Here is a 21,938-nt window from a genome sequence, read left to right as displayed (position 1 = left end):
AACAAGAGTCAATTATCGATGGAGGATAACTTTAATTACCACTCTCATAAAGTAAAAGTATGAAGGTGATGAAGTCACAAGTTTTGTGCTTATCAAAGATTTGAAGAGGATTTGTGTATATCGCAGTTGAACTTATACTAAATCTGTGTCTTATACCCCGTCTAGAATTTTAGTCCGCGCAGGCGGACTTCGTTTGTATAGCCGTGATTTCTAATCACTAGGGCTAAGAGGGGTGATTAAAATTTGGTATCAGCAACGAAACCTAACAATTCGATTCAATGTTGGGTTTCGTTCCTCAACCCAACCTACGTAATGTATTATGTTTGGCAATTTAAGATTGACTTTAATAAATGACTTCTTAGAGCAAAGGATGAAGGATAAATGTCTTTCTACCTTATCCTTCATCCTTTATGCTTAATAGCTTTTTAACACGCCAGGTTTTTCTTGCATGGGCAAAACATCTAGAATATCCTCTTGAGAGCAATATTTCAGGTCTTCATGACACTCAAGGCGTAACAGGCGTTTGCCATGACTGGCGTGATGAAATAGCCCAAGTAAGTTATCTTGCCATTGGGAATAGAGAGCGATCGCACTAATCACTTCATCATTCCCAGCAACTTCATCAGGTGACAACTTTGTGTGTTGTAAAACACTGTGGGCAATTGCACCCGCACAAGCTGTGTCTTCCAAAGAAAAACTGCCTTCCCAACCCGATCCCACGATCCAAACTGTTTCTGGTTGTTTTTCTACAAGGTATTGCACGACTGCAGCGCGGTTAATAAAAGCAGCCGTTAGTACAGTTTTAGCGTTTTCTATTCTTTGTAATGTCCGAGTGCCGTTAGTGGTACTAATGAACAAACGCCGTCCTTGTACTAATTCCGGCGTACAATCAAGAGGAGAGTTACCCAAATCAAAGCCAGGGACTTTTGCACCACCCCTTTCTCCTGCTCGCAAGCGTTTTTCAGGAGACCATTTTTCACTCTCAATCATCAGTTTATCCAAATCGCTGAAAGCTTCGACGGCTTCGCCTCCAGCAGACAAGACTGTCGCTATCGTAGTCGTGGCTCGCAGCACGTCAACTGCGATCGCGCATTCTGGTACTTCATGTACTGGAGTTGACTCTGGAGTATGGTAAATGTATAGCTTCACGGATTGGTTACACCTGATTTAATAATGATTTATACTCATGACCAACATTCTAACTAGTGTATGCACCTACCATAATTAATAATGAAGGTAAATCTAAGGAAGTATCCATTGGAAATTCCTATTGCGATCGCAGGAAAATCTTATCAATTGAAAGATAGGTGTACTCTAAAGAAAGAAACGAGGGTGTGAAAATTGTCTTGTCCCCTATTCCCCACTCCCTACTCCCTACTCCCTAGTAAAAATGGCACCATTACCAAACTACCGCCCCAAACAACTGTCCTTAGGTCCCTTAGAAGCAGAGATTTTGAGTATTATTTGGGAACTCAGTTCGGCTACAGTTAAGGATGTACACGATCGCATCTTAGCCGATCCCAATCGAGAGTTAGCATACACGTCGGTGACCACCGTGTTGCGTCGCCTCACAGACAAAGGTTGGCTAGCCTGCGACAAAAAAGGGCGAGCGTTTTATTGGCGACCATTAGTCACACAGCACCAAGCAGAGATGATTCGAGCACACGAGCAGCTACGACGATTTTTAGCGGTAGGTAACCCTGATGTAGTTGCTGCTTTTGCTGATAGTCTTGATGAAGCTGCTACCGAACAAATACAAGCGATCGCAAAACGCATTCAAGCTGCACGCCAAGCCAGGGAGGAGAAATAATGCATATTTTCATGATTGTAGCTGCTTTAACAGTTGCTTATTGGATGAGGTCTAAATCGACAAGAATTCACGGTAACTGGAATGAGCAATGGCAAAAAATACTCTTTTTATTTCTCTTTCCCCCATTGCTCATTTTTATGACAGACATTGCTTTGCTGTGCATGGGACCCCAAGGCAAAATGGGCGGCTTGCAGACGGGTTGTTTTGGCTATGTTTTAGCATTAATTGTTCTTGCTTTTATTGCCATTTCATGCGTCAAACTAGCATTAGAAGGGTGGCGGTCTATTAAATCTACCCGCAATTGTTTTCCAGTTAATATTGCAGGTCGGCAAGTTAGAGTTCTCAATACAAGAGCATTATTTGCCGGTCAAATCGGATTTTGGCAACCGGAACTCGTTCTAAGTGAAGGGCTGCTGCAAACTCTTACCCCAGAGCAATTAGAAACAGTCTTTGCTCACGAGCAAGGACATTTCCACTACCGAGATACATTTTGGTTTTTTTGGTTGGGATGGGCGCGTTTTTGCACTGCTTGGTTGCCTAACACAGAAGCTTTATGGCAAGAATTGTTGACATTGCGCGAACTTCGCGCTGACATATACGCTGCATCAAGAGTAGACCCGCTACTGCTAGCAGAATCGCTATTATTAGTGGCTAGTACCCCACCTATATCATCAGAAATTTGCTGTGCGGCTTTGGGTTCGAGTAGCGCAGATCGTTTGGAACAGAGAATAGAAGCCTTGCTAGAAGAACCACAGCCCATCCCAAAATCAAACTTGCGGTTTTGGAAAAGCTTCCTCCTAGCATTTCTGCCTATGGTTACTGTCATATTTCACACCTAATAACCAAGATAATTTCATTGGTCACTGGTCACGGCTCACTGTACTGGTCACTTTTTTTGAAGGCTCATAGGGAATCACACTAATACCTCCATCCGCCTCTATATATGCTCTTTTTACATCAGAAAGTAGTTCCACTCCTTGCTGACGTAACTGGCTCATCAATTCATCTTTTGTAATTAGTTCTCGTTGCATATTGCGCTCGATCAATTTACCATACTTAACTAGCAGTAGCGGAGGAGGATTTAAAAAGCGTTGAAATGGTGGACATTTATACCCTAACCAGTTCAAAAAGTAACTCCAGAAAATAACTGTTCCTACCAGAATTCCTCCTTCAGTAATTGATGAATAATGGCTTGCCATAGCGTTTTGAGCAGCTTCAGCAAACAGCACAACCACAAGTAGATCGGCAATTCCCAGCGTTCCTGCTTGTCGGCTGGGCATAACACGTAAAACTGAAAACAGTGCTAGGTACACGAGTGTTCCCCGCAGAATGAGTTCAAAGATAGAGACGCTAGGAACAAAAACTTCTTGCCAATTTATCTGGAAAAATAACTTATACATTATTGTTTCGCTTTTTGTCATAAGACCAGTGGTATAAATTATACATATATACCCGTAATAAAGATTTTTTTTTAAATTTAAAAATTAAAACCAGATGGCTTCCTAATGAGTTAACCAATGAGAAAGCCATCATATGTTGTGTCGTACTTCTTTAAAGTCTTTTAAAAACTAGACGACTTCGCTCGATCGCTAAAGTCACCTTCAATTTTGTCATGACCTAATATTGGCTCAAAAAGATTGTCAGGAGCATTTTCTGACTTGGGTTCTTTTGTATACTGCGAGTCAAAGCCATTACGCACCATGTAAGCATCTACCAAACTGGGCGAAACTCGCTGAGCTAAAAGGATCATCTTACCAGCACCCCCAACAACAACCTCGCGTTTGGGATGTTCTGCAGCTTCAACAATTGCTTTAGCAACAAGGCTAGGTTGATATATTGGAGGTGTTGGCATTGGCTTAACACCTAACTTAGTGCGTGCTTTATCAAACAAAGGCGTGTTGATGCCAGCAGGCATAATTTCAGTAACACTGATGGGAAGCTTTTGATGCATTAATTCGACTCGCAAAGCTTCTAAAAATCCATTAACACCGTGTTTTGATGCTGCATAAGCAGTTTGCAAAGGCAGACTGCGCTTCGCTTCTACAGAGGTAACATGAATTAAAGCTCCACGTCCTTCGCTTTTAATATGAGGCAATGCTGCCATCGCACCATGTACTTGCCCCATTAAATTAACATCAATAATTTGTTTAAATTCTAAAGGTGTTGTGACCTCAAAAGCAGCGTAGAGTTCTACAGCAGCGTTGTGTACCCACGTATCAAGTCGCCCGTAAACTTCAATCGCTTTGTCTGCGATCGCTTTCACTTCATCAAATATTGTGACATCAGCAACAACGGCTGTTGCGTCACCACCCATATTCTGGATTTCTTCCACCAAAGAATTTAGCCCTAGTTGGCTGCGAGCAGCAACCACCACCTTTGCTCCTCTACTCGCAAATTGAAGAGCTGCAATGCGACCGATCCCGCTTGAAGCCCCGACTATAACAACAACTTGCTGATTTATCGACTTGAGTTGCATTGTTCTTACTCCTTAAACTGAAGACCCTACTACTCAAGTAAATCCGACCAGGCTCAAATCTCATCAGTCGCTAGGTGAATCAATTGCTATCTACTTCTATGACTTTTAACTTTAGAACAAAACACCTTGATTGGCACTCTAAGTGGAGTTCTGGAAAAGAGCAAGGTTGATTTGTAGTTAATTACAACCACTGCTAATAAAGGACGAACTTGTAAGTGTCACTCTACACCAGTCACTGGTTGACGCTCGCTGTTAAGCTGTGAGGACTGTTAGTAGTTCTGTCAACCACTAACTACACCTAAGTTATAGGAAAAAGTATTGCGAGAAAGCAAAATTTACGTCTTAGAACAGAACATTACTAATGACCCAAGGCAGACTTCATCACTAACTGTGGCTGTTATGATTTTTATCAGAGATGGGAAAACAGTGACCAGTTAAACGTAAGACTGATCTAAATCACACTTTATTTGTGGCGTCAATCTACCACTAGAAGCAGTTTTTAAAAGATAATAGATTTGTGAGGAGAAAAACGGAAGTGACTCGTAATAAGAAGGGGGAAAATATATGAAAACCAAGCTTCTCGCTGTTCTTGCGATCGCAACACCCCTGATGTTAGCTAGTTCAGTTAAGGCTGCGAATCCCCAGCACGTGCAAAAGCTATTAGAAACCAGAGAGTGTAGTGGTTGTGATTTATCTAATGCCAATTTAAGTGGCGCTCACTTGATTGGGGCTGATTTGAGAGATGCAAATCTTACTGGAGCTAATTTAACGGATGCAAATCTTGAAGGTGCGGACTTAAGTAGTGCGAACTTGGCAGGTGCCAACCTATCCTCAGCTTTTGCAACAAACGTAAATTTCAAAAAAGCTAATCTTGATAGAGTCAATTTTGCAGAAGCTAAAATTTACGACTCCAATGTCCATGGAGCATCAATGAATGACCTTAACATTACCAATGCTGAGATCTTCAACACGGGAATTGGTATTGGTGGAGATAGTAAAGATATTCCTGATTGGGACTGAAGAAGATCGGCGATCGGGGGCTAGAGAAGAGGAATTTTAAGGGTTAGACTCTGAAACAGGCAGTCATACAGTTTGTAGCTGCGCTTTAGCTCTAAAGCGCAACTACAAAATCAGAATTTAAAATTCCAGAGCAAATTCCTATAAGAATTGTAAATAATTTATGAAAAATTTTAAGTCCTGTAGCTAGGGCTACGCTGCAAAAAAGTCTCATATGGTGGGCTTTTATCCTACCTACGTATATTTCAAAAATCAAACAGGGCTTCTATAGTATTGAAGATACCATCGATTGTCTGTCTTCTGACTTTGGCAAAAAGTATAGTAGATTACTTTTTTCAAGTAGAAAACTAATAAAAATGCTTTAATTGAGGATTAGAGCTTAAGAGGAGTAAGTGAACTGGAGCAATCCAGAGTAAATCGGAGCAATTCGACTTACTGACTCCACCATGACTCAACTTTGAACTAGTTTCAAGGTTACCCGTTTCTGGGTTTCAGTCCGCTTAAGGGTCATGACGCGCGGGAGATTAGCCAGTCTCAAGCGTCGGACAAGGAACATGGCTGCGTCACACAGTGCAACACCGAAATCCATTAACAAGCCTTTAAGCTGTGTCGAGGCAAACAATACCCCGCTCCGGGAGTGCTCAAATGAGCAACAACGTAAATTTGGGGTGCGGTTAAGTCCGATTCACCCCAAATTACTCAAAATAATCCTCATTTTTGGCTACTTAGTTACATGACAACTTAAATATGGGGTAAAATCGGCATTTAGGTTTGTATAAATAAGAGGTGATGCGATTTTAGTACCATTTGTACTTAAAAGAGTACTTATTTTGGTGCTCATGCCGCACGTAGTAACCCTACACTCAGGCTTCTAGTTCGTAGAACAACGGGCTGTTGAACACTGACTTTAGATTACGCACTGGATTATTACTACTACCGCCCTTATTCTCATTCTACCTTGGAGTTGATGAACTACTGATTGAGGGACAATTATGGTTATAGGCGACTAAAACTCTCCTTGTTACCCAAATCAGTTCTGTTGATGCGCTGGTGCATCGCCTACTCAACAGCCTTTTGGTTGTAACTGTCCGGATAAAAGTAAATTAACTTTGAAAACTATGGAAGCGGAAATGCAACAACCAGAAATTGTGGAAACAAAGTCTTCAGAGGCAACAGTGCCAAATATCAACAACCAAACAGGAACCATAACCAAAGTCCAGCCTGCCGTGCAGTCTCAAGAGCAATGGTTAAAATATGGAGAACAAGCTTCTAGCTTTTTGGCATCACTGCCTGAATATCTAGGAGGATTTTTCAATCAATACAAACAACCTCTCATCGTTGTTGGTTTAATCGTAGGAGCAATTGTAACTGTCAAAGTGGTTCTGGCAATCCTAGATGCTCTCAATGATTTTCCTTTGGTAGCGCCAACCTTTGAGTTAATTGGTATTGGTTACTCTGCTTGGTTTGTCTACCGCTATCTACTAAAAGCTTCAACCAGGCAAGAGTTAACTGGTGAAATTTCGTCACTGAAATCACAAGTTGTAGGCAAAGAAAGTTTGGAAGGTTAAAAAATTGTTAGTGGTTAGTGGATAGTGGTTAGAGGTTATTAATTCAACTAACCACTAACAACTAACAACTAACAACCCTTTCTTTAAACTTTACTAGGGTAGCGTCACAACATTTTGAGATTTAATAGGTTGTAACCTCCCTGTTCTTACCAAAGCTTGATGAATCATAACAGCTACCTCAGCACGGGTAGCTTCTTTATTTGGGGCAAGAAACTTTGCATCTGGATAGTTGACCACAATACTATTTTCAGTAGCAGCCGTGACTTTAGCGATCGCATATTGAGGAATATCGCCTACGTCCTCATAAATACTTAAAACCTCCTGTGAGGGGGAAGATTTTTTCAAATTTAACCCGCTTGCAAGAGCAACTAGCACCTGCACTCGAGAAATTTTCTGCTGTGGTTTGAATGTTTTGTCTGGATAACCTTTTAAAAATCCCGCGCCCATAGCTCGATCGATGGCAGGAGCTGCCCAATACTGTTCTGATATATCTTCCAATGAGAGTCCCTTGCTACGTACTTTTGTATTAAAGGCTTGTTGCAACATAGCAGCAAATTCAGCACGGCTGACTGGCTGATTTGGTCTAAAAGAGTAATCGGGAAAGCCTTTGATAATTCCACGGGAAGAGAGTTTATCAATAAAGCGACGCCCCCAAAAGTCATTAGATATGTCCGTGAATGCAATTGGAGGGGGGATGGTTGGTAATTTTTCTGCAGGAGTAACTGCGCGATATTCTTCTATAGCATAGACTTCGGGCGACAATAACAAAGGTGCTTGTGCTTGTGGTGATTCTTTTATATCTGTTTTGCTAACGGTCGGTAACTCATCTTCAGGTATTATTTCCTGAGGTGGTAATGGAGTTTTGGCAGGTTCATTGCCACGTGGAACGAGTTGTTCTGGTGGAATGCTTAAGGTTGGAGACGTAGAGGTTGTTGGTAATGGAAACTGTAGCCCAGTCATATTCCAGCCAGAGTCTCCTCTGCGGGAAAATGACCAGAAGAGAATTGCTCCAATAGTAGCAAAGGCAACTAAAATGCCAATGAGTTCATCAAAGCCAAGAGGATTCGATTGCGATGACTTCGGATCGGGAGACATATTTTGTTATTAGGAAGTTCAATCCCTGATAGGGATTAATATAAAACCTCTTTTGCCTCTAATGCTAGAACTTTGATGATTATTAAGTATTGTATATGGAAATTATAAATTATTTATGAAAATTTTTCAGTCGTGTTGGCCGGACAGCATATGCGGGAGATTTCCCTAACTAATTTATCTGGCTCTACAGGTTTGGAAAGATGCATCTGAAATCCTGAAGCTAGAGCTTGTTTTTGATTGTATTCTCCTGCATAAGCTGTCAGCGCAACTGCTAGCATTTGACCTCCCTTTTCTGATGGCAAAGCCCGGATCTGACGCATCAGCATATAACCATCTACATCTGGCATACCAATATCACAAACCAAAAGATCTGGCACTGATTGTTCTATGACTGTGAGTGCTTCGCTGGCTGATTTTGTAATACAGACTTCGGCTCCAAACTCTTCTAAAATAAAAGCAACTAATTCTCGAATATCAGCTTCATCATCTACTACCAAAATTCGCAATCCTTCAAGCGGAGAGTGGAGAGTGGCGTGTAGGGAGTGGAAATCTTCAGAATCTACAGGTTGGTATTGAGAATCGCTCACAAGTGGCAATTTAACAGTAAATGTGGCCCCCAGCCCCTCTCCTTGACTGTGGGCTGTTACCGAACCACCATGCATTTCTGTCAGGTATCTAACAATGGCTAGCCCTAAGCCCAGTCCACCAAATTTACGGGTTGTACTGCTGTTCTCTTGTCGGAAATACTCAAATACATGGGGTAAAAATTCCGCATTAATCCCCTTGCCATTATCTGTAATCGTGATTTGCGCGTAGCCACTCGACAGAGAAGACCCGTTTAATATTTCTCCCTTGTCTTCTTCTACTCGTTCTAATCGGACTTCTACCCGTCCCCCATTGGGTGTAAATTTAATAGCATTTGAAAGCAAATTCCACAAGATTTGTTGCAGGCGATTTGTATCTCCTGATATTAACCCTACATTAGAATCTAAGAAGGTATGAACTTGGATGGCTTTTGCTTGTGCTGCTAACTGTACTGTTTCGATCGCAGCTTCTATTGTTGTTACTAAATTAACCGGATAGATATTTAAGACTAACTTGCCACGTAAAATGCGAGATACATCTAACAAGTCTTCAATCAGTTGTGCTTGTAACTTAGCATTACGCTCTATTGTTTCCAAGGCACGGTGAGTTGCTACTTGATCGTACTTACCAGTTCTCAGCATTTTTGCCCAACCTAGTATTGGGTTGAGAGGCGATCGCAATTCGTGGGATAGTACTGCTAAAAACTCATCTTTAATTCTGTTAGCCGATTCAGCTTCAGCCCGTGCAGCCCTTTCTCGTTGTAAAAGTTGTCTGTACTCTTGCTCGTCTTTTTTTCGCTGAGAGATGTCTCGAAAATAAATCGCCAGACCTTGCTCAAAAGGATTCGCCCGAACTTCCAACCACATACTATAGGACGGGAAAAATTCCTCAAAATTTACAACCACTTGTTCGATGAGCGATCGCTTATATTCTTTTTCAAATTTCGTCCCTATTGTATCTGGAAACACTTCCCACATTTCCTTTCCAAGCAAATCTTCTGAATTTTTTTGCATCAGCCTTGCTGCTTCGGAATTGACATAAATGTAGCACCACTGAGAATCTACAGCAACCAAGGCATCAGTAATACTCTCAAAAATACTCCCAATATCTACACATACTGTTTCTGTCTCCACATATAACTCATGCTTGCGAGCTACTTTCTTCTGACGCAATTCTGCTAGTTTAGAATGAGTTCGCATGATTTCTGTCATGTTGCTATTACCAGCAAATGTATCTTCAAGGGATTTTGCTTGTTTTTGGTTCACCATCCCTGCTCCTTGTTGGGCAAGTTTTTAGTCAAAAAGTCTGTTTTACTCTCTTTTATTAGATTTAGATTAAATATGCTCTTAATGTTTTTCAATGCTCAATGCCCATCTCCTCATTAGTAACAATATCTCCTAAATTATAGAGAAATTTTTAAATAGTGCTTTATTAAAAAATAGTCAATCTTTACCTTTGAAACTAGTAGTATATTTTATCTGATCGTAGAATTTACTGTTTCTTCAATAAGTCATACGTCGTAAGTAAGATTTTTTGGAAAACTTTATGAGATTTTGATTTCGTACAGCATTAAGTAAAACTTAATGCAAGTCCCACAAACATCATATAACATAAAAAAAATCAAATGTACATTAAAAAATATTTTTAGAAGAAATAGCATTCACTTCCTATCATCTAGAGTACCAGTACAGTAATACCAAAAACCCAGTTCCTTCGAGTTGAGCCTACGACATATCAAGCTTGACCACAGAGAGAAAGAAACCAGCTTTTTAGCCTCCTTTTTGATTATTGTATCGGCGCTCTAGGGCTTGAGAATTGCTAAAATTTGGCACACTCGGTAATCAACAGAAATGAGAAGAAAAAAGCGGTATTTTTTTGAAGTTGAGCAAGTTCAAGAATTTTAGGATGGCTACAACCCATGATTAAATCCCGTACCCATGCCCCTTAAAAAAAATAAAATTATCTGAAACCCTTACCAAATAGTACTTTCTCCCCCTGAGTACATAAGTAATTCTAACAAAGAAATCCTCTTCATAGGGTGAGATAATGAGTGATATAAAAGATTAATTGAGAGTTATGCTAAGCCTTACCTAGTGCCTAAACATAATCATACAAAATGTTAATTCTCATGAATTCATGAATGTATGAATTAGAGCATTAGTTTAATACATATCACATTTGCAAAGTGCTAGTAACTAATAATTTTATGTAATTAATTATTAGTTACTAGCATACTAAAAATGTGGAGATTTTAGAAGGTAGCAATCTCACAGGAGGAGTATGAACACAAACTTTGCAACAATAGACGGGAATGAAGCTGTTGCCCGTGTTGCTTACCGCATCAATGAAGTGATTGCTATCTATCCCATTACTCCCTCCTCTGCAATGGGAGAATGGGCTGATACATGGTCATCTGAAGGACGCCCCAACTTATGGGGTACTGTTCCCAGCGTGATTGAGATGCAAAGCGAAGGTGGTGCGGCGGCGGCTGTTCATGGAGCATTACAAACAGGCTCCCTGACAACGACTTTCACATCATCGCAGGGATTGCTATTGATGATTCCCAACCTTTATAAAATTGCAGGAGAATTAACGAGTGCAGTAATTCACGTTGCTGCTCGTTCTTTAGCAACTCACGCCCTGTCAATTTTTGGCGATCATAGTGATGTCATGGCAGCTCGTGCAACTGGTTTTGCCCTTCTATGCTCGGCGTCAGTACAAGAAAGCCATGACTTTGCTTTAATTGCACAAGCTGCTACCCTTCAGACGCGAGTCCCATTTATGCACTTTTTTGACGGCTTCCGGACTTCGCATGAAATTCAAAAAGTGCAGCTATTGAATGATAACGACTTAAAAGCCCTCATCGATATTGAATCAATCTTTGCCCATCGCTATCGTGCTTTGACTCCTGATCGTCCCGTATTACGGGGAACTGCTCAAAACCCTGATATCTATTTCCAATCCCGCGAAAGTATTAACCCTTATTACAGCGCCTGTCCCGATATTGTCCAACGAGTGATGGATCGATTTGGAGAACTGACGGGACGCTACTATCAAATTTTTGAATACTACGGTGTATCCAATGCCGAACAGATTATCGTCCTCATGGGTTCTGGCTGTGAAACAGTGCATGAGACAGTCGATTATCTTAACGCTCGTGGTGAAAAAGTTGGTGTTGTTAAAGTTAGACTGTATCGTCCTTTTGATGTCAAACGGTTTGTAGAAGTATTACCTACGACTGTGAAAGCGATCGCAGTTCTTGACCGTACAAAAGAACCAGGTAGTGTTGGTGAACCCTTATATTTAGATATAGTGACCGCCCTCCACGAAATGTGGGACGCCAGAGGTAGTGGAAGGATTTCACCCCTACCTAAAGTCATTAGTGGTCGTTACGGTCTTTCTTCCAAAGAATTTACTCCAGCAATGGTGAGGGCAATTTTTGAGAATCTTGCCCAAACTACATCGAAAAACCACTTTACTGTAGGTATTAATGACGATATCAGTCATACCTCCCTCACCCATGACCCCAACTTCTCTATTGAGCCAGACAGTGTAGTTCGAGCAATGTTTTACGGGTTAGGGTCTGATGGGACGGTAGGAGCAAATAAAAACTCAATTAAGATTATTGGTGAGGAGACCGATAACTACGCTCAGGGGTATTTTGTCTACGACTCAAAGAAATCTGGGTCTATCACCGTTTCACATTTACGTTTCGGTTCCCAACCCATTCGTTCAACTTACCTCATTGACAAAGCCAACTTTATTGGTTGCCATCAATGGTTTTTTTTAGAACGTATTGATATTCTAAAAAATGCTGCCCCAGGAGCAATATTTTTGCTTAACAGCCCTCACGATCCTTATACTGTTTGGGAACATCTCCCAGTAAAAATACAAGAGCAAATTATTAGCAAGCAGTTAAAGTTTTACGTTATTAATGCGAACAAGGTAGCTCGTGAAAGTGGCATGGGTGGAAGGATTAACACCATCATGCAAGTCTGTTTCTTTGCACTAGCAGGTGTTTTGCCACAAGAAGAAGCGATCGCCAAAATTAAGCAAGCGATCGAAAAGACTTATGGGAAGAAAGGCGCGGAAGTTGTCCGGACGAACCTAGAGGCTGTGGATCGGACTTTAGAAAACTTGCACAAAGTAGGGACTGGGAGACAAGAGACACAAGAAAATTTTTCCCAATCCAAAATCCAAAATCCAAAATCCAAAATCCCCATTGCTGCTCCCGAATTCGTGCGGGAAGTTTTAGGTAAAATTATGTTATGGCAGGGTGATGAACTGCCTGTAAGCGCCCTTCCTCCTGATGGTACTTATCCCACGGGTACTGCCAAGTGGGAAAAGCGCAATGTTGCACAAGAAATTCCTGTTTGGGACTCCAGCATCTGCGTGCAGTGTAGTAAGTGCGTTATTGTTTGCCCTCATGGAGCGATTCGGAGTAAAATCTACCAAGCAAACGCATTGGATGAAGCTCCAACGAATTTTAAATCTGCCAATGCTAAGGATAAAGATTTTGCCGAACAAAAGTTTACAATTCAAGTCGCTCCAGAAGATTGTACGGGGTGTCAGATTTGTGTAGATATTTGCCCTGCAAAAAATAAATTTCAACCGGAACGCAAGGCAATTAACATGGAGCCACAATTGCCTCTGCGGGAGCAAGAACGGGAAAACTGGCACTTCTTTTTAAGTTTGCCAAATCCTGATCGCCGACAGCTTAAACTCACACAAATTCGCCAACAACAACTACAACAACCGCTATTTGAATTTTCTGGTGCCTGTGCTGGTTGTGGTGAAACACCGTATTTAAAATTGCTAACACAATTGTTTGGAGATCGAGCTGCGATCGCTAACGCTACGGGTTGTTCTTCAATCTACGGTGGGAACTTACCTACAACTCCTTGGACAACAAATAATGAAGGCAGAGGACCCGCTTGGTCGAATAGCTTATTTGAAGATAATGCTGAATTTGGTTTTGGCTTTCGTTTGTCTTTGGATAAGCAGACTGAATTTGCTACCGAACTGCTGAAAAAATTAGCAAATACAAAACGGGAGATCGGCAATGGAGAAGTTGAACCATTAATTCCTAATGATTTGGTTCAATCTCTTTTAACTGCACAGCAAAAGTCAGAAGCAAATATTTATCAACAACGGCAGCAAGTCGAGCGTCTCAAATCTTTGCTACATCAATTAATTAAAACACATCCTTCCATCTCCGATTTCCCTATTGCCGAAGCCAAACAGCTTTTAACACTAGTTGATTACTTAGTAAAGAAAAGTGTTTGGATTGTTGGCGGTGATGGATGGGCATATGATATTGACTTTGGCGGACTCGATCACGTACTTGCTAGTGGTCGCAATGTCAATATCTTGGTCATGGATACGGAAGTCTATTCAAACACGGGCGGACAATCTTCTAAAGCCACTCCAAAGGGTGCAGTTGCTAAGTTTGCCTCTAGTGGTAAGCCTGTGGCTAAAAAAGACTTGGGGCTGATTGCTATGACATATGGAAATGTTTACGTAGCAAGTGTAGCGATTGGCGCGAAAGATGAACACACCCTAAAAGCATTTTTAGAAGCAGAAGCTTATGACGGTCCATCATTGATTATTGCGTACAGCCACTGCATAGCCCACGGGATAGATATGGCAACAGCCATGAATCACCAAAAAGCCTTGGTGGAATCAGGACGTTGGCTGCTTTATCGATACAATCCCGATTTGCAAAAACAGGGTCAAAATCCCTTGCAATTGGATATGCGATCGCCTAAACAGTCGGTGGAAGGGTCGATGTATCAAGAAAATCGTTTCAAAATGCTCACCAAAAACAAACCAGCTCTTGCCAAACGCTTGCTAGAAGAGGCTCAAGCTGAGGTAAATGCACGCTGGCAAATGTACGAGTATTTAGCAGTACGCAAAAATCAGGACTAGATGAAAGCCACTGGTCACTGGTCACTGATTCTTGGTCACCGATTTCTATTAAAGGTAGAGATATATTCTTTTAAATCGCTACTTCTAATTTTCCAATCTTCACCAATCATCCTAGCTCGTAGTCTTCCCTCGAAAATTGCATCATGTAGGGCTTGTAGAGAAAGCCCACAGAGCGCTTGAGCCTGTGAAAGTGTGAGCAGAGGCGACTTAGACTCTGTGGGAACAATAGGCTGTTTTTTGTTTGTTTGTAAAAGCATTTTCATCACCTGCAACAAAAAAATACTACAGTCCTTTCAATGTTCAGTACTAAGCCATTTTATTAGTATAAATAGTACTTTCGTTGGTGGGAGATACTGCCTTTTTTTGCGTGCATAACGATACATCAAGCTTTCATACCAACATGAATCTTTAACAACAAATTTTTGCTGTAAGGATAGACTTCAAGCTGATTGTGAAAGTGTTGATGAAAAAGCAGTACAAAAATTCGTTCCAAAAAAAGAGTACTAGATTATACATAGTATGGATGAAATTTGTTGTTCTCAATCCTTATGACTTAGTAACAGTTGTACCTGGAATTGTGTAGAGCAACCGGAGTTTAAAGCTTTAAGAGCCAAACTTCAAACGACATAGTTACTTGACTTGACGTTTCACTCTGACGTTGAGCCATGCAGACTCTTCACCGATCATCTCTGAATAGGGAGATGTGAGTGAGGAAAAAGGATCGATATTCCCTGATAGCTTGCGATCGCAAGGTTTTTTGCAGGCACTATAGAGCTATGTAACAACGCTCATGAGGTTCTGTCCCATTCCAAGCTAGACCCCCACGGGCGTTTGGGAAGCGTGTGCTTTACACATAGAGTGCCAGAGGTAATTACGCCCATAACAACGTTAGGAACATTTCATACCCCCACTCCCCACTCCCCACTCCCTACGTGCAAGATGTTAATTGGTAGAATTTCCAGAATCTATAATTTTGTTGCGATTATAGCTTGAGCCACGATTAGACGCTAATATTAAAGCTTCAACTGTTGAGTTGACAGGCACAAGAGGAGTAAGTGAACTGGAGTAATCCAGAGTAAATCGCAGTAATTCGACTTACTGACTCCACCATGACTCAACCTTGAACTAGTTTCAAGGTTACCCCAACGGGATAGCCAGTTGCTTGTGCGCGGGAACCCCGCCTCATGCGCGCTGGTCTCACCGTTCTGGGTTTCAGTCGGCTTAAAGGTGAAGACTTAATGAGATTAGCCAGTCTCAAGCGTCGGACAAGGAACATGGCCGCGTCACACAGTGCAACACCGGAATCTATTGACAAGCCTTTAAGCTGTGTCGAGGCAAACAATACCCCTTTAGGGAGCGCTCAAATGAGCGAATTGTGTAGTTTGGGGTGCGGTTAAGTCCGATTCACCCCAAATTACTCAAAATAATCCTCATTTTTGGCTATTTAGTTACATGACTATTTAAATTGTATATAGTTCAACCAGTGAGAGGTTTAAAACTCAAGCTACTACTAGGAATTACAGGTTTTTCAAAACTTACAGTTTTAAAAGGAATTATGGAACTATTCACCATTGACATAATCACATTTCCTTTTGCTATGCGTGGTAACTCTAAGGAAAGTGCCACTTTGTGGGCAAATTCATTCCTCAAGTCTGGCAATTTCAGATCTTGAAGGAGTGTATATTTAATTGTCGGTCATCGATTATTCAGTTGAGCGAGAAAAAAGTGATGGTAGCCACCTAGATATTCTGATAACTTCATCAACTGGGAATAAACAGAGCCTAATTGCTAGCACTGCTTAACTTACTTGGCGTAAGACCTTCGACGCGTCAGAATTGTGTGGTCTTGTGACTTTGCAAGCCTATACCAGCATATGACTATTTGCACTGATATTACAAGCTTCTTTCGTAGTTTCTGTCATAGGAAAACTGACTACAATAAAACCTGCGTAATTAAAAAATTGGCTACATGCAAAAAGACAAAATTGTGGTATAATGCAAAACTTTCGCGAATGGGGAACAAGCGATCGACGGTATTGACTAATACAGGTCGGCAGAAGGCAGAAGGCACAAAAGTTGCTAATATCGGCTTTGGAAGAATTTTTCCTGATCGCTCTACCTGAGTCATGCCGTACTCAGTGTTTAGACGATATGATGCAGGTTATACTTGGCTTATTGTTCAAGCGAACCCTGAAGATAGAAGTATTCTGTAATCAAAGGCTTTTAAAAAAAGTATTTGCAGTAACAATTTACAAAAAAAATAAACAGTGACCAGTGACCAGTGACCAGTGACCAGTGACCAGTGACCAGTGACCAGTGACCAGTGATCGCTAAAATAAAAAATTAGCCCTGAAATACAGTTCGGGCTAATAGGTGATTTAGAACAAGTCAAAATGTCAATTAATCTTTTCTAGCAATGACCCAGATTGCATGAATAAGTCCAAGAATATAAAATCCAAAAATAGTAAGCAGCAAGTTGATCCAAAAATCTTTACCAATGCCCACTTGTAGGAACACTCCAAGAGGCGGTAGAAAAACAGCGCAAAGTATTCTTACTAAATCCATCGCTCCCTCCTGTAAGTATTAAAATGAGCAGGATTTGTATACTCATCAACAATAGCATTTATTTCTAAAACCACCAGGTCGAGCTAGTGCGGTAAACCGTCTTTACTCAATCAGCGATATGGCTAGTGCTTATCGTACATTCCTTTGTGTTTAACATACCCATAGCAAATTAGCCACCACTTATCTTGGCTTTGTAACCAAGCTTAATTAAAAGCTCAAGAATTTTCTGCTTGTGGTCGCCCTGAATTTCAATTTCATTTTCTTTCATAGTGCCACCCGTACCACACTGGGTTTTTAACTGCTTGAGTAAAGCTTGTAAAGTTTCTTGATTTGTTTGAAAGCCAGTAATCACAGTCACAGTTTTCCCTTTACGTCCAGCCCGAGTCGCTTGTACGCGCACATTTTGCTTCTCTGGTGGAAGGTCGGGAGTTGCTCTTTCAAAGGTAGCAGAGTTGCCATTGCCAAACTCTTGATAGACGAAGCGGTTTTCAGGGTTGTTACGATTTGATGAAGACATAAGATTAACTTTAGTAAAGAACCACTAACAGCAATGAGTATTCAGAGAAACTGGATCGGCAGTCTTAGTATAATTATGGTCGTTCCGTAATTCTAGCTTGTTCGTGAGGAGTACGTGAACTGGAGTAATCCAAAGTAAAACGGAGTAATTCGTCTTACTGACTCCGCCATGACTCAACGAGTGAACCAGTTTCAAAGTTACCCGCAAGGGTTTTAGTCCGCTTAAAGGTCAAGACTTAATGAGTAAGCTGTGTCTCAAGCGTCGGACAAGGAACATGGCTGCGTCACACAGTGCAACACCGGAATCCATCTGCCTTGCCTTTAAGCTGTGTCGAGGCAAACAATACCCCTTTTGGGATCGCTCAAATGAGCAATGTAATTTGGGGTTCGGGTTAGTCCGATTCACCCCAAATTACTCACAATAATCCTTCTTTTTGGCTATTTAGTTACATGACTACTTCCCTACCTTCGGGTTCTCAATCATCTACTCAACTGCCTGATGCACTAGGTCGCTTTGGTCGCTTTGGTGGTAAGTATGTTCCTGAAACGTTGATGCCAGCTCTTTCTGAGTTGGAAGCAGCTTATCAGCAGTATCGTAATGACCCAACTTTTCAGACAGAGTTGCAACAGTTGCTGCAAGATTATGTAGGGCGTGCAACACCATTATATTTTGCCGAACGCCTGACCGCACATTACGCAAAACCAGATGGCACTGGACCCCAAATTTATTTAAAGCGTGAGGATTTAAATCATACTGGTGCTCACAAAATTAATAATGCTTTGGGTCAGGCCTTGCTGGCAAAGCGTATGGGCAAACAGAGAATTATTGCTGAAACGGGTGCCGGACAACACGGAGTAGCAACGGCTACTGTGTGCGCTCGTTTTGGGTTACAATGCATTATTTATATGGGCGTTCACGACATGGAACGTCAAGCTTTGAATGTTTTTAGAATGCGATTAATGGGAGCAGAAGTTCGCCCCGTGTCTGCGGGAACTGGTACCTTAAAAGATGCCACTTCTGAAGCAATCCGCGATTGGGTCACAAATGTGGAAACAACCCACTACATTTTGGGTTCAGTTGCAGGACCTCATCCATACCCCATGATTGTACGTGATTTTCATAAGGTGATTGGACAAGAAACTCGCGCTCAAGCACTAGAAAAATGGGGTGGTTTGCCCGATATTGCGATCGCTTGTGTAGGAGGTGGTTCTAATGCAATGGGACTCTTCCACGAGTTTGTAGATGAGCCATCCGTGCGGTTAATTGGTGTAGAAGCCGCTGGAGAAGGAGTTAACACTGACAAACACGCAGCAACCTTGACAAAGGGACGAATTGGTGTATTGCACGGGGCTATGAGCTACCTTTTACAAAGTGACGACGGGCAAGTTGTTGAGGCTCATTCGATTAGTGCTGGATTAGATTATCCGGGTGTAGGTCCGGAACACAGCTACTTGAAGGATTTAGGGCGTGCTGAATATTACAGCGTGACTGACGAAGAAGCTTTGGCCGCTTTCCAAAGACTTTCGCGCTTGGAAGGAATTATTCCCGCTTTAGAAACGGCCCATGCTTTTGCTTATTTAGAAACCCTATGTCCCCAGCTTAGGGGTAGCCCCAAGATAGTGATTAACTCTTCGGGACGCGGTGATAAGGATGTACAAGCAGTGGCTAAGTACTTCAATCCTGCATAAAGAGCATCGGTATAGAAATATTCTGTAGAGACTAGCATGGCTAGTCTTTACCAAATCAGCAGCAGTAATTTGTGGCGATGTACAAAACCTTATCAAACTTATCCATAAGAGAATAAATAGGTAGGTTAACTCTAACGCTAGTTTTTAGATTGATATTAGGGTACTTAGGTACTATAAGGTCTTCCCAATCCTCTTAAAAGATGGTGTTTGCTGTCTTCTTGCCCTATAACAGACAGTTAGTCTGTGCCTCTTTTTGACCAGTATTAGCCTGGTGACCGAACCTGTACGTCTCGACCCTAATCAATCCTCTGGTTTTTCAGGGTAGGGATGGTGCAAGCATCGATACTTAATATATTCAATTTTAACACACAATTAAACAACTTTAGTAATATTTGGAGAATTTTGAACAAAAAAGCTGCTACTTAGTAATAGCCGATCGCACTATCAAATCCATTAAAAATATTTTTTGTCAATAATTGACGGATAAGATTTTAGATATATTTATCTTGGAAGTTAGCTTGAATTATATTAAGCTGCTCTTGACGAAGTTTTTTGAATATGTAAATATTTCCTAACTTGCCGATTACCCGAAACCATACGGGTATCGCAAGAAACAAAAATCAAGGGTTGTGTCTCTTAAACTTATACGTTATTTAACACTCCATGTTCCGACAAACTGCTTTTGGCATTGCTTTAAGTACGCTTGTCCTTGCCAGTGGATTACCAACGAGTTTATTTGCGGGTTACTCTTCTAAACAAAAAGCAACCCAAAATAAGTCGGTATCAATTCCATTACGCCAGGTTAAATCATTCTCTACCTTTAAAACGACTGATTTGGAAAAATCGGTTTTTGACCAAATTAATCGGTATCGGGTTTCTAAGGGTTTGCGAAAGCTGACTTTAAATTCAAGAATTATTCGACAAGCTAGGATTCACAGTCAAAATATGGCTAGACACAAAGCCCCATTTAGTCACCAAGGGTTTAAAAGAAGAGTTGATGCTATTCCCCTTCGCTACAGAAGCGCATCAGAAAATCTCGCTTTTAACCAAGGATATAGCGATCCGGTCAAAGAAGCTGTGACGAGTTGGCTTAAAAGCCCCGCACATCTGAAGAACATTAAGGGACATTACAATTTGACTGGCATTGGTGTCGCTACTAACAGTGATGGTGAAGTATATCTGACACAGATTTTTGTTCGGCAGTAGGTAAATTGTTGGTGGTTAGTTGTTAGTTGTTAATTAAAAAAAGACATACTAACTACTAACATATATATAATCATTTTACCTAACTGCTCTGATTCATGGAAGATTTTCAGGTTTGCGATCGCGACCTTACTGAGGTTACTTTATCCCATTATCTACAAAATGATGAAATTGCTGTAGATACTGAAACCATGGGGCTACTTCCACAACGCGATCGCTTGTGTCTTGTCCAATTATGCAACAAAGAGGGCAAAGTCACTGCAATCCGTATTGCCAAAGGACAAACGGAGGCTCCGAACTTAAAACAATTGTTGGAAGCGACAAATGTCGTTAAAATATTCCACTTTGCACGTTTCGATCTTGCGGCGATACGTTACAACTTAGGCATTTATATTCAACCTATTTTTTGTACCAAGATAGCCAGTAAGTTAGCACGTACTTATACTCAACGCCACGGTCTGAAGGACTTGGTGCAAGAGTTGGAACAAGTGGAATTAGATAAAAGCGCTCAAAGTTCTGATTGGGGAAATGCTGCCAATTTATCACAAGCGCAACTGAGTTATGCTGCCAATGATGTACGTTACTTGATTAGTGCGCGACAAAAGCTAGTTAATATGCTCAAACGTGAAGAGCGTTATGAAGTCGCTCTAGAGTGTTTTGAGTGTTTGCCCACTATAGTTTCCTTAGATTTATTGCAATTTAAGGATGTGTTTGAACACTGAATACAGTGACCAGCGACCAGTAATCAGTGACCATTCAATACCATAATTATTTCTGTATAGTTAAGTGACTTCTGAAAATGACTGGTGACTAATAACCAATGACCAAGTGTATAGTATAAATACCCAAAGTTTACCTAAAACAAAACCAACATCCTTCAGGTATGTATCTTCTAGCAAACCCATAAGGAACACTGGTCACTGGTCACTGGTCACTGGTCATCGGTCACTGGTCAGCGGTCACTTTTATGACTAACCTTTTTGCTGGGTTTCTGCGTGATTTTTCAAACGAGCTACAACGTTGTAGTCATCTGCACCAGCAGGAGTTCTTGATTCGATAATTCCTTCAGTAGGACCACCAACTGCTTTCCATGCAGCCAAACCGCCTTTGAGTTCAGATACATGTACAAAGCCAGCACTTCTCAATTGTTGTGCCGCTTGAGCAGTTTGTTCGTCGTTTTCACCGTAAACGTAAATATCACGAGTTTTCGCTATGGAGCCTGCACGATCTACCAATTCATCTTGTGGAAAGGGCATTGCACCCATAATGTGTCCTTGATTGAAGGCATTGCGGTCGCGCACATCTAAAATTGTAAAAGCAGGTTCGCCCCATTCCAAGCGAGACTTAACAACGTGAACATCAGACTGTGAGTCGATAGGAGGCTGTTGTGGAATGATGTTGTCTACTAGTTTGTTAGTCATGAGTATCCTCTGTAACGTCTTGAACTACCTTGCAAAAGACTTTAGGCGTAAATTGACAAAAGAAAT

At 41.3% G+C, this 21,938-nt stretch carries 18 protein-coding genes; 9 read left to right on the top strand and 9 right to left on the bottom strand.

All coding sequences use genetic code 11. The features are described from left to right. Positions 1 to 414 precede the first annotated feature (414 nt). Positions 415 to 1,149 (bottom strand): 2-phosphosulfolactate phosphatase family protein, encoded by a 735-nt coding sequence (locus tag WA1_RS18290; protein ID WP_017746389.1) that lies wholly within the window; start codon positions 1,147 to 1,149, stop codon positions 415 to 417. Positions 1,150 to 1,390: 241 nt separating this feature from the next. On the opposite strand from WA1_RS18290, the gene WA1_RS18285 reads away from it, so the two are divergent. Both WA1_RS18285 and WA1_RS18280 read left to right on the top strand, forming a co-directional pair. Further along, positions 1,391 to 1,810, top strand: coding sequence for a BlaI/MecI/CopY family transcriptional regulator (locus tag WA1_RS18285; protein ID WP_017746388.1), 420 nt, complete (start codon positions 1,391 to 1,393; stop codon positions 1,808 to 1,810). Next, positions 1,810 to 2,649, top strand: coding sequence for a M56 family metallopeptidase (locus tag WA1_RS18280; protein WP_017746387.1), 840 nt, complete (start codon positions 1,810 to 1,812; stop codon positions 2,647 to 2,649). Before WA1_RS18285 ends, WA1_RS18280 begins: the two co-directional genes overlap by 1 nt. A gap of 21 nt (positions 2,650 to 2,670) precedes the next feature. Here WA1_RS18280 and WA1_RS18275 read toward each other — a convergent pair whose 3' ends face one another. Both WA1_RS18275 and WA1_RS18270 read right to left on the bottom strand, forming a co-directional pair. Beyond that, the gene (locus WA1_RS18275; RefSeq protein WP_017746386.1) at positions 2,671 to 3,210 is read right to left on the bottom strand and encodes a DUF421 domain-containing protein; all 540 of its coding nucleotides are present in this window, start codon (positions 3,208 to 3,210) and stop codon (positions 2,671 to 2,673) included. A gap of 161 nt (positions 3,211 to 3,371) precedes the next feature. After that, entirely contained in the window at positions 3,372 to 4,286 is a 915-nt protein-coding gene (locus tag WA1_RS18270; RefSeq protein WP_017746385.1) for an SDR family oxidoreductase, read from the bottom strand. Between the two features lie 564 nt (positions 4,287 to 4,850). Here WA1_RS18270 and WA1_RS18265 point away from each other — a divergent pair. Together WA1_RS18265 and WA1_RS18260 are read left to right on the top strand one after the other, a co-directional pair. Continuing rightward, positions 4,851 to 5,306, top strand: coding sequence for a pentapeptide repeat-containing protein (locus WA1_RS18265; RefSeq protein ID WP_017746384.1), 456 nt, complete (start codon positions 4,851 to 4,853; stop codon positions 5,304 to 5,306). A gap of 1,115 nt (positions 5,307 to 6,421) precedes the next feature. Continuing rightward, complete coding sequence (locus tag WA1_RS18260) at positions 6,422 to 6,871, top strand: CAAD domain-containing protein (protein ID WP_017746383.1); 450 nt, start codon at positions 6,422 to 6,424, stop codon at positions 6,869 to 6,871. Positions 6,872 to 6,964: 93 nt separating this feature from the next. Here WA1_RS18260 and WA1_RS18255 read toward each other — a convergent pair whose 3' ends face one another. Both WA1_RS18255 and WA1_RS18250 read right to left on the bottom strand, forming a co-directional pair. Further along, on the bottom strand, positions 6,965 to 7,966 hold the full coding sequence (locus WA1_RS18255) for an S-layer homology domain-containing protein (RefSeq protein ID WP_017746382.1): 1,002 nt from the start codon (positions 7,964 to 7,966) through the stop codon (positions 6,965 to 6,967). A 113-nt stretch (positions 7,967 to 8,079) separates the two neighbouring features. Then, positions 8,080 to 9,819 (bottom strand): hybrid sensor histidine kinase/response regulator, encoded by a 1,740-nt coding sequence (locus WA1_RS18250; RefSeq protein ID WP_017746381.1) that lies wholly within the window; start codon positions 9,817 to 9,819, stop codon positions 8,080 to 8,082. A gap of 1,012 nt (positions 9,820 to 10,831) precedes the next feature. On the opposite strand from WA1_RS18250, the gene nifJ reads away from it, so the two are divergent. Next, the gene (gene nifJ, locus WA1_RS18245) at positions 10,832 to 14,479 is read left to right on the top strand and encodes a pyruvate:ferredoxin (flavodoxin) oxidoreductase (protein WP_017746380.1); all 3,648 of its coding nucleotides are present in this window, start codon (positions 10,832 to 10,834) and stop codon (positions 14,477 to 14,479) included. 35 nt (positions 14,480 to 14,514) lie between these two features. On the opposite strand, the gene WA1_RS18240 is transcribed toward nifJ, so the two are convergent. Continuing rightward, positions 14,515 to 14,736, bottom strand: coding sequence for a helix-turn-helix domain-containing protein (locus WA1_RS18240; protein WP_017746379.1), 222 nt, complete (start codon positions 14,734 to 14,736; stop codon positions 14,515 to 14,517). A gap of 1,703 nt (positions 14,737 to 16,439) precedes the next feature. On the opposite strand from WA1_RS18240, the gene WA1_RS57020 reads away from it, so the two are divergent. Beyond that, positions 16,440 to 16,601 (top strand): hypothetical protein, encoded by a 162-nt coding sequence (locus WA1_RS57020; RefSeq protein ID WP_158516649.1) that lies wholly within the window; start codon positions 16,440 to 16,442, stop codon positions 16,599 to 16,601. 277 nt (positions 16,602 to 16,878) lie between these two features. Here WA1_RS57020 and WA1_RS18230 read toward each other — a convergent pair whose 3' ends face one another. Beyond that, positions 16,879 to 17,043 (bottom strand): YqaE/Pmp3 family membrane protein, encoded by a 165-nt coding sequence (locus WA1_RS18230; RefSeq protein WP_017746378.1) that lies wholly within the window; start codon positions 17,041 to 17,043, stop codon positions 16,879 to 16,881. A gap of 169 nt (positions 17,044 to 17,212) precedes the next feature. Continuing rightward, positions 17,213 to 17,560, bottom strand: a complete 348-nt coding sequence (locus WA1_RS18225; RefSeq protein WP_017746377.1) for a translation initiation factor — start codon at positions 17,558 to 17,560, stop codon at positions 17,213 to 17,215. A 449-nt stretch (positions 17,561 to 18,009) separates the two neighbouring features. Between WA1_RS18225 and trpB the strand changes: the two genes are divergently transcribed. The 3 genes from trpB to WA1_RS18210 all read left to right on the top strand — a co-directional run bounded on the left by trpB (position 18,010) and on the right by WA1_RS18210 (position 21,173). Further along, complete coding sequence (gene trpB, locus WA1_RS18220; protein ID WP_017746376.1) at positions 18,010 to 19,248, top strand: tryptophan synthase subunit beta; 1,239 nt, start codon at positions 18,010 to 18,012, stop codon at positions 19,246 to 19,248. Between the two features lie 663 nt (positions 19,249 to 19,911). Next, positions 19,912 to 20,454: a CAP domain-containing protein gene (locus tag WA1_RS18215; RefSeq protein WP_017746375.1), complete on the top strand. Its 543-nt coding sequence runs from the start codon at positions 19,912 to 19,914 to the stop codon at positions 20,452 to 20,454. Between the two features lie 95 nt (positions 20,455 to 20,549). Next, on the top strand, positions 20,550 to 21,173 hold the full coding sequence (locus WA1_RS18210; RefSeq protein WP_017746374.1) for a ribonuclease H-like domain-containing protein: 624 nt from the start codon (positions 20,550 to 20,552) through the stop codon (positions 21,171 to 21,173). A 249-nt stretch (positions 21,174 to 21,422) separates the two neighbouring features. Here WA1_RS18210 and WA1_RS18205 read toward each other — a convergent pair whose 3' ends face one another. After that, positions 21,423 to 21,872, bottom strand: a complete 450-nt coding sequence (locus WA1_RS18205; RefSeq protein ID WP_017746373.1) for a rhodanese-like domain-containing protein — start codon at positions 21,870 to 21,872, stop codon at positions 21,423 to 21,425. Between the last annotated feature and the right edge of the window lie 66 nt (positions 21,873 to 21,938).

This window comes from Scytonema hofmannii PCC 7110, assembly GCF_000346485.2.
Classification (GTDB): domain Bacteria; phylum Cyanobacteriota; class Cyanobacteriia; order Cyanobacteriales; family Nostocaceae; genus Scytonema; species Scytonema hofmannii.
Note: the sequence above shows the minus strand (reverse complement) of the source record. Positions and strands in the feature narration are given on the sequence as shown.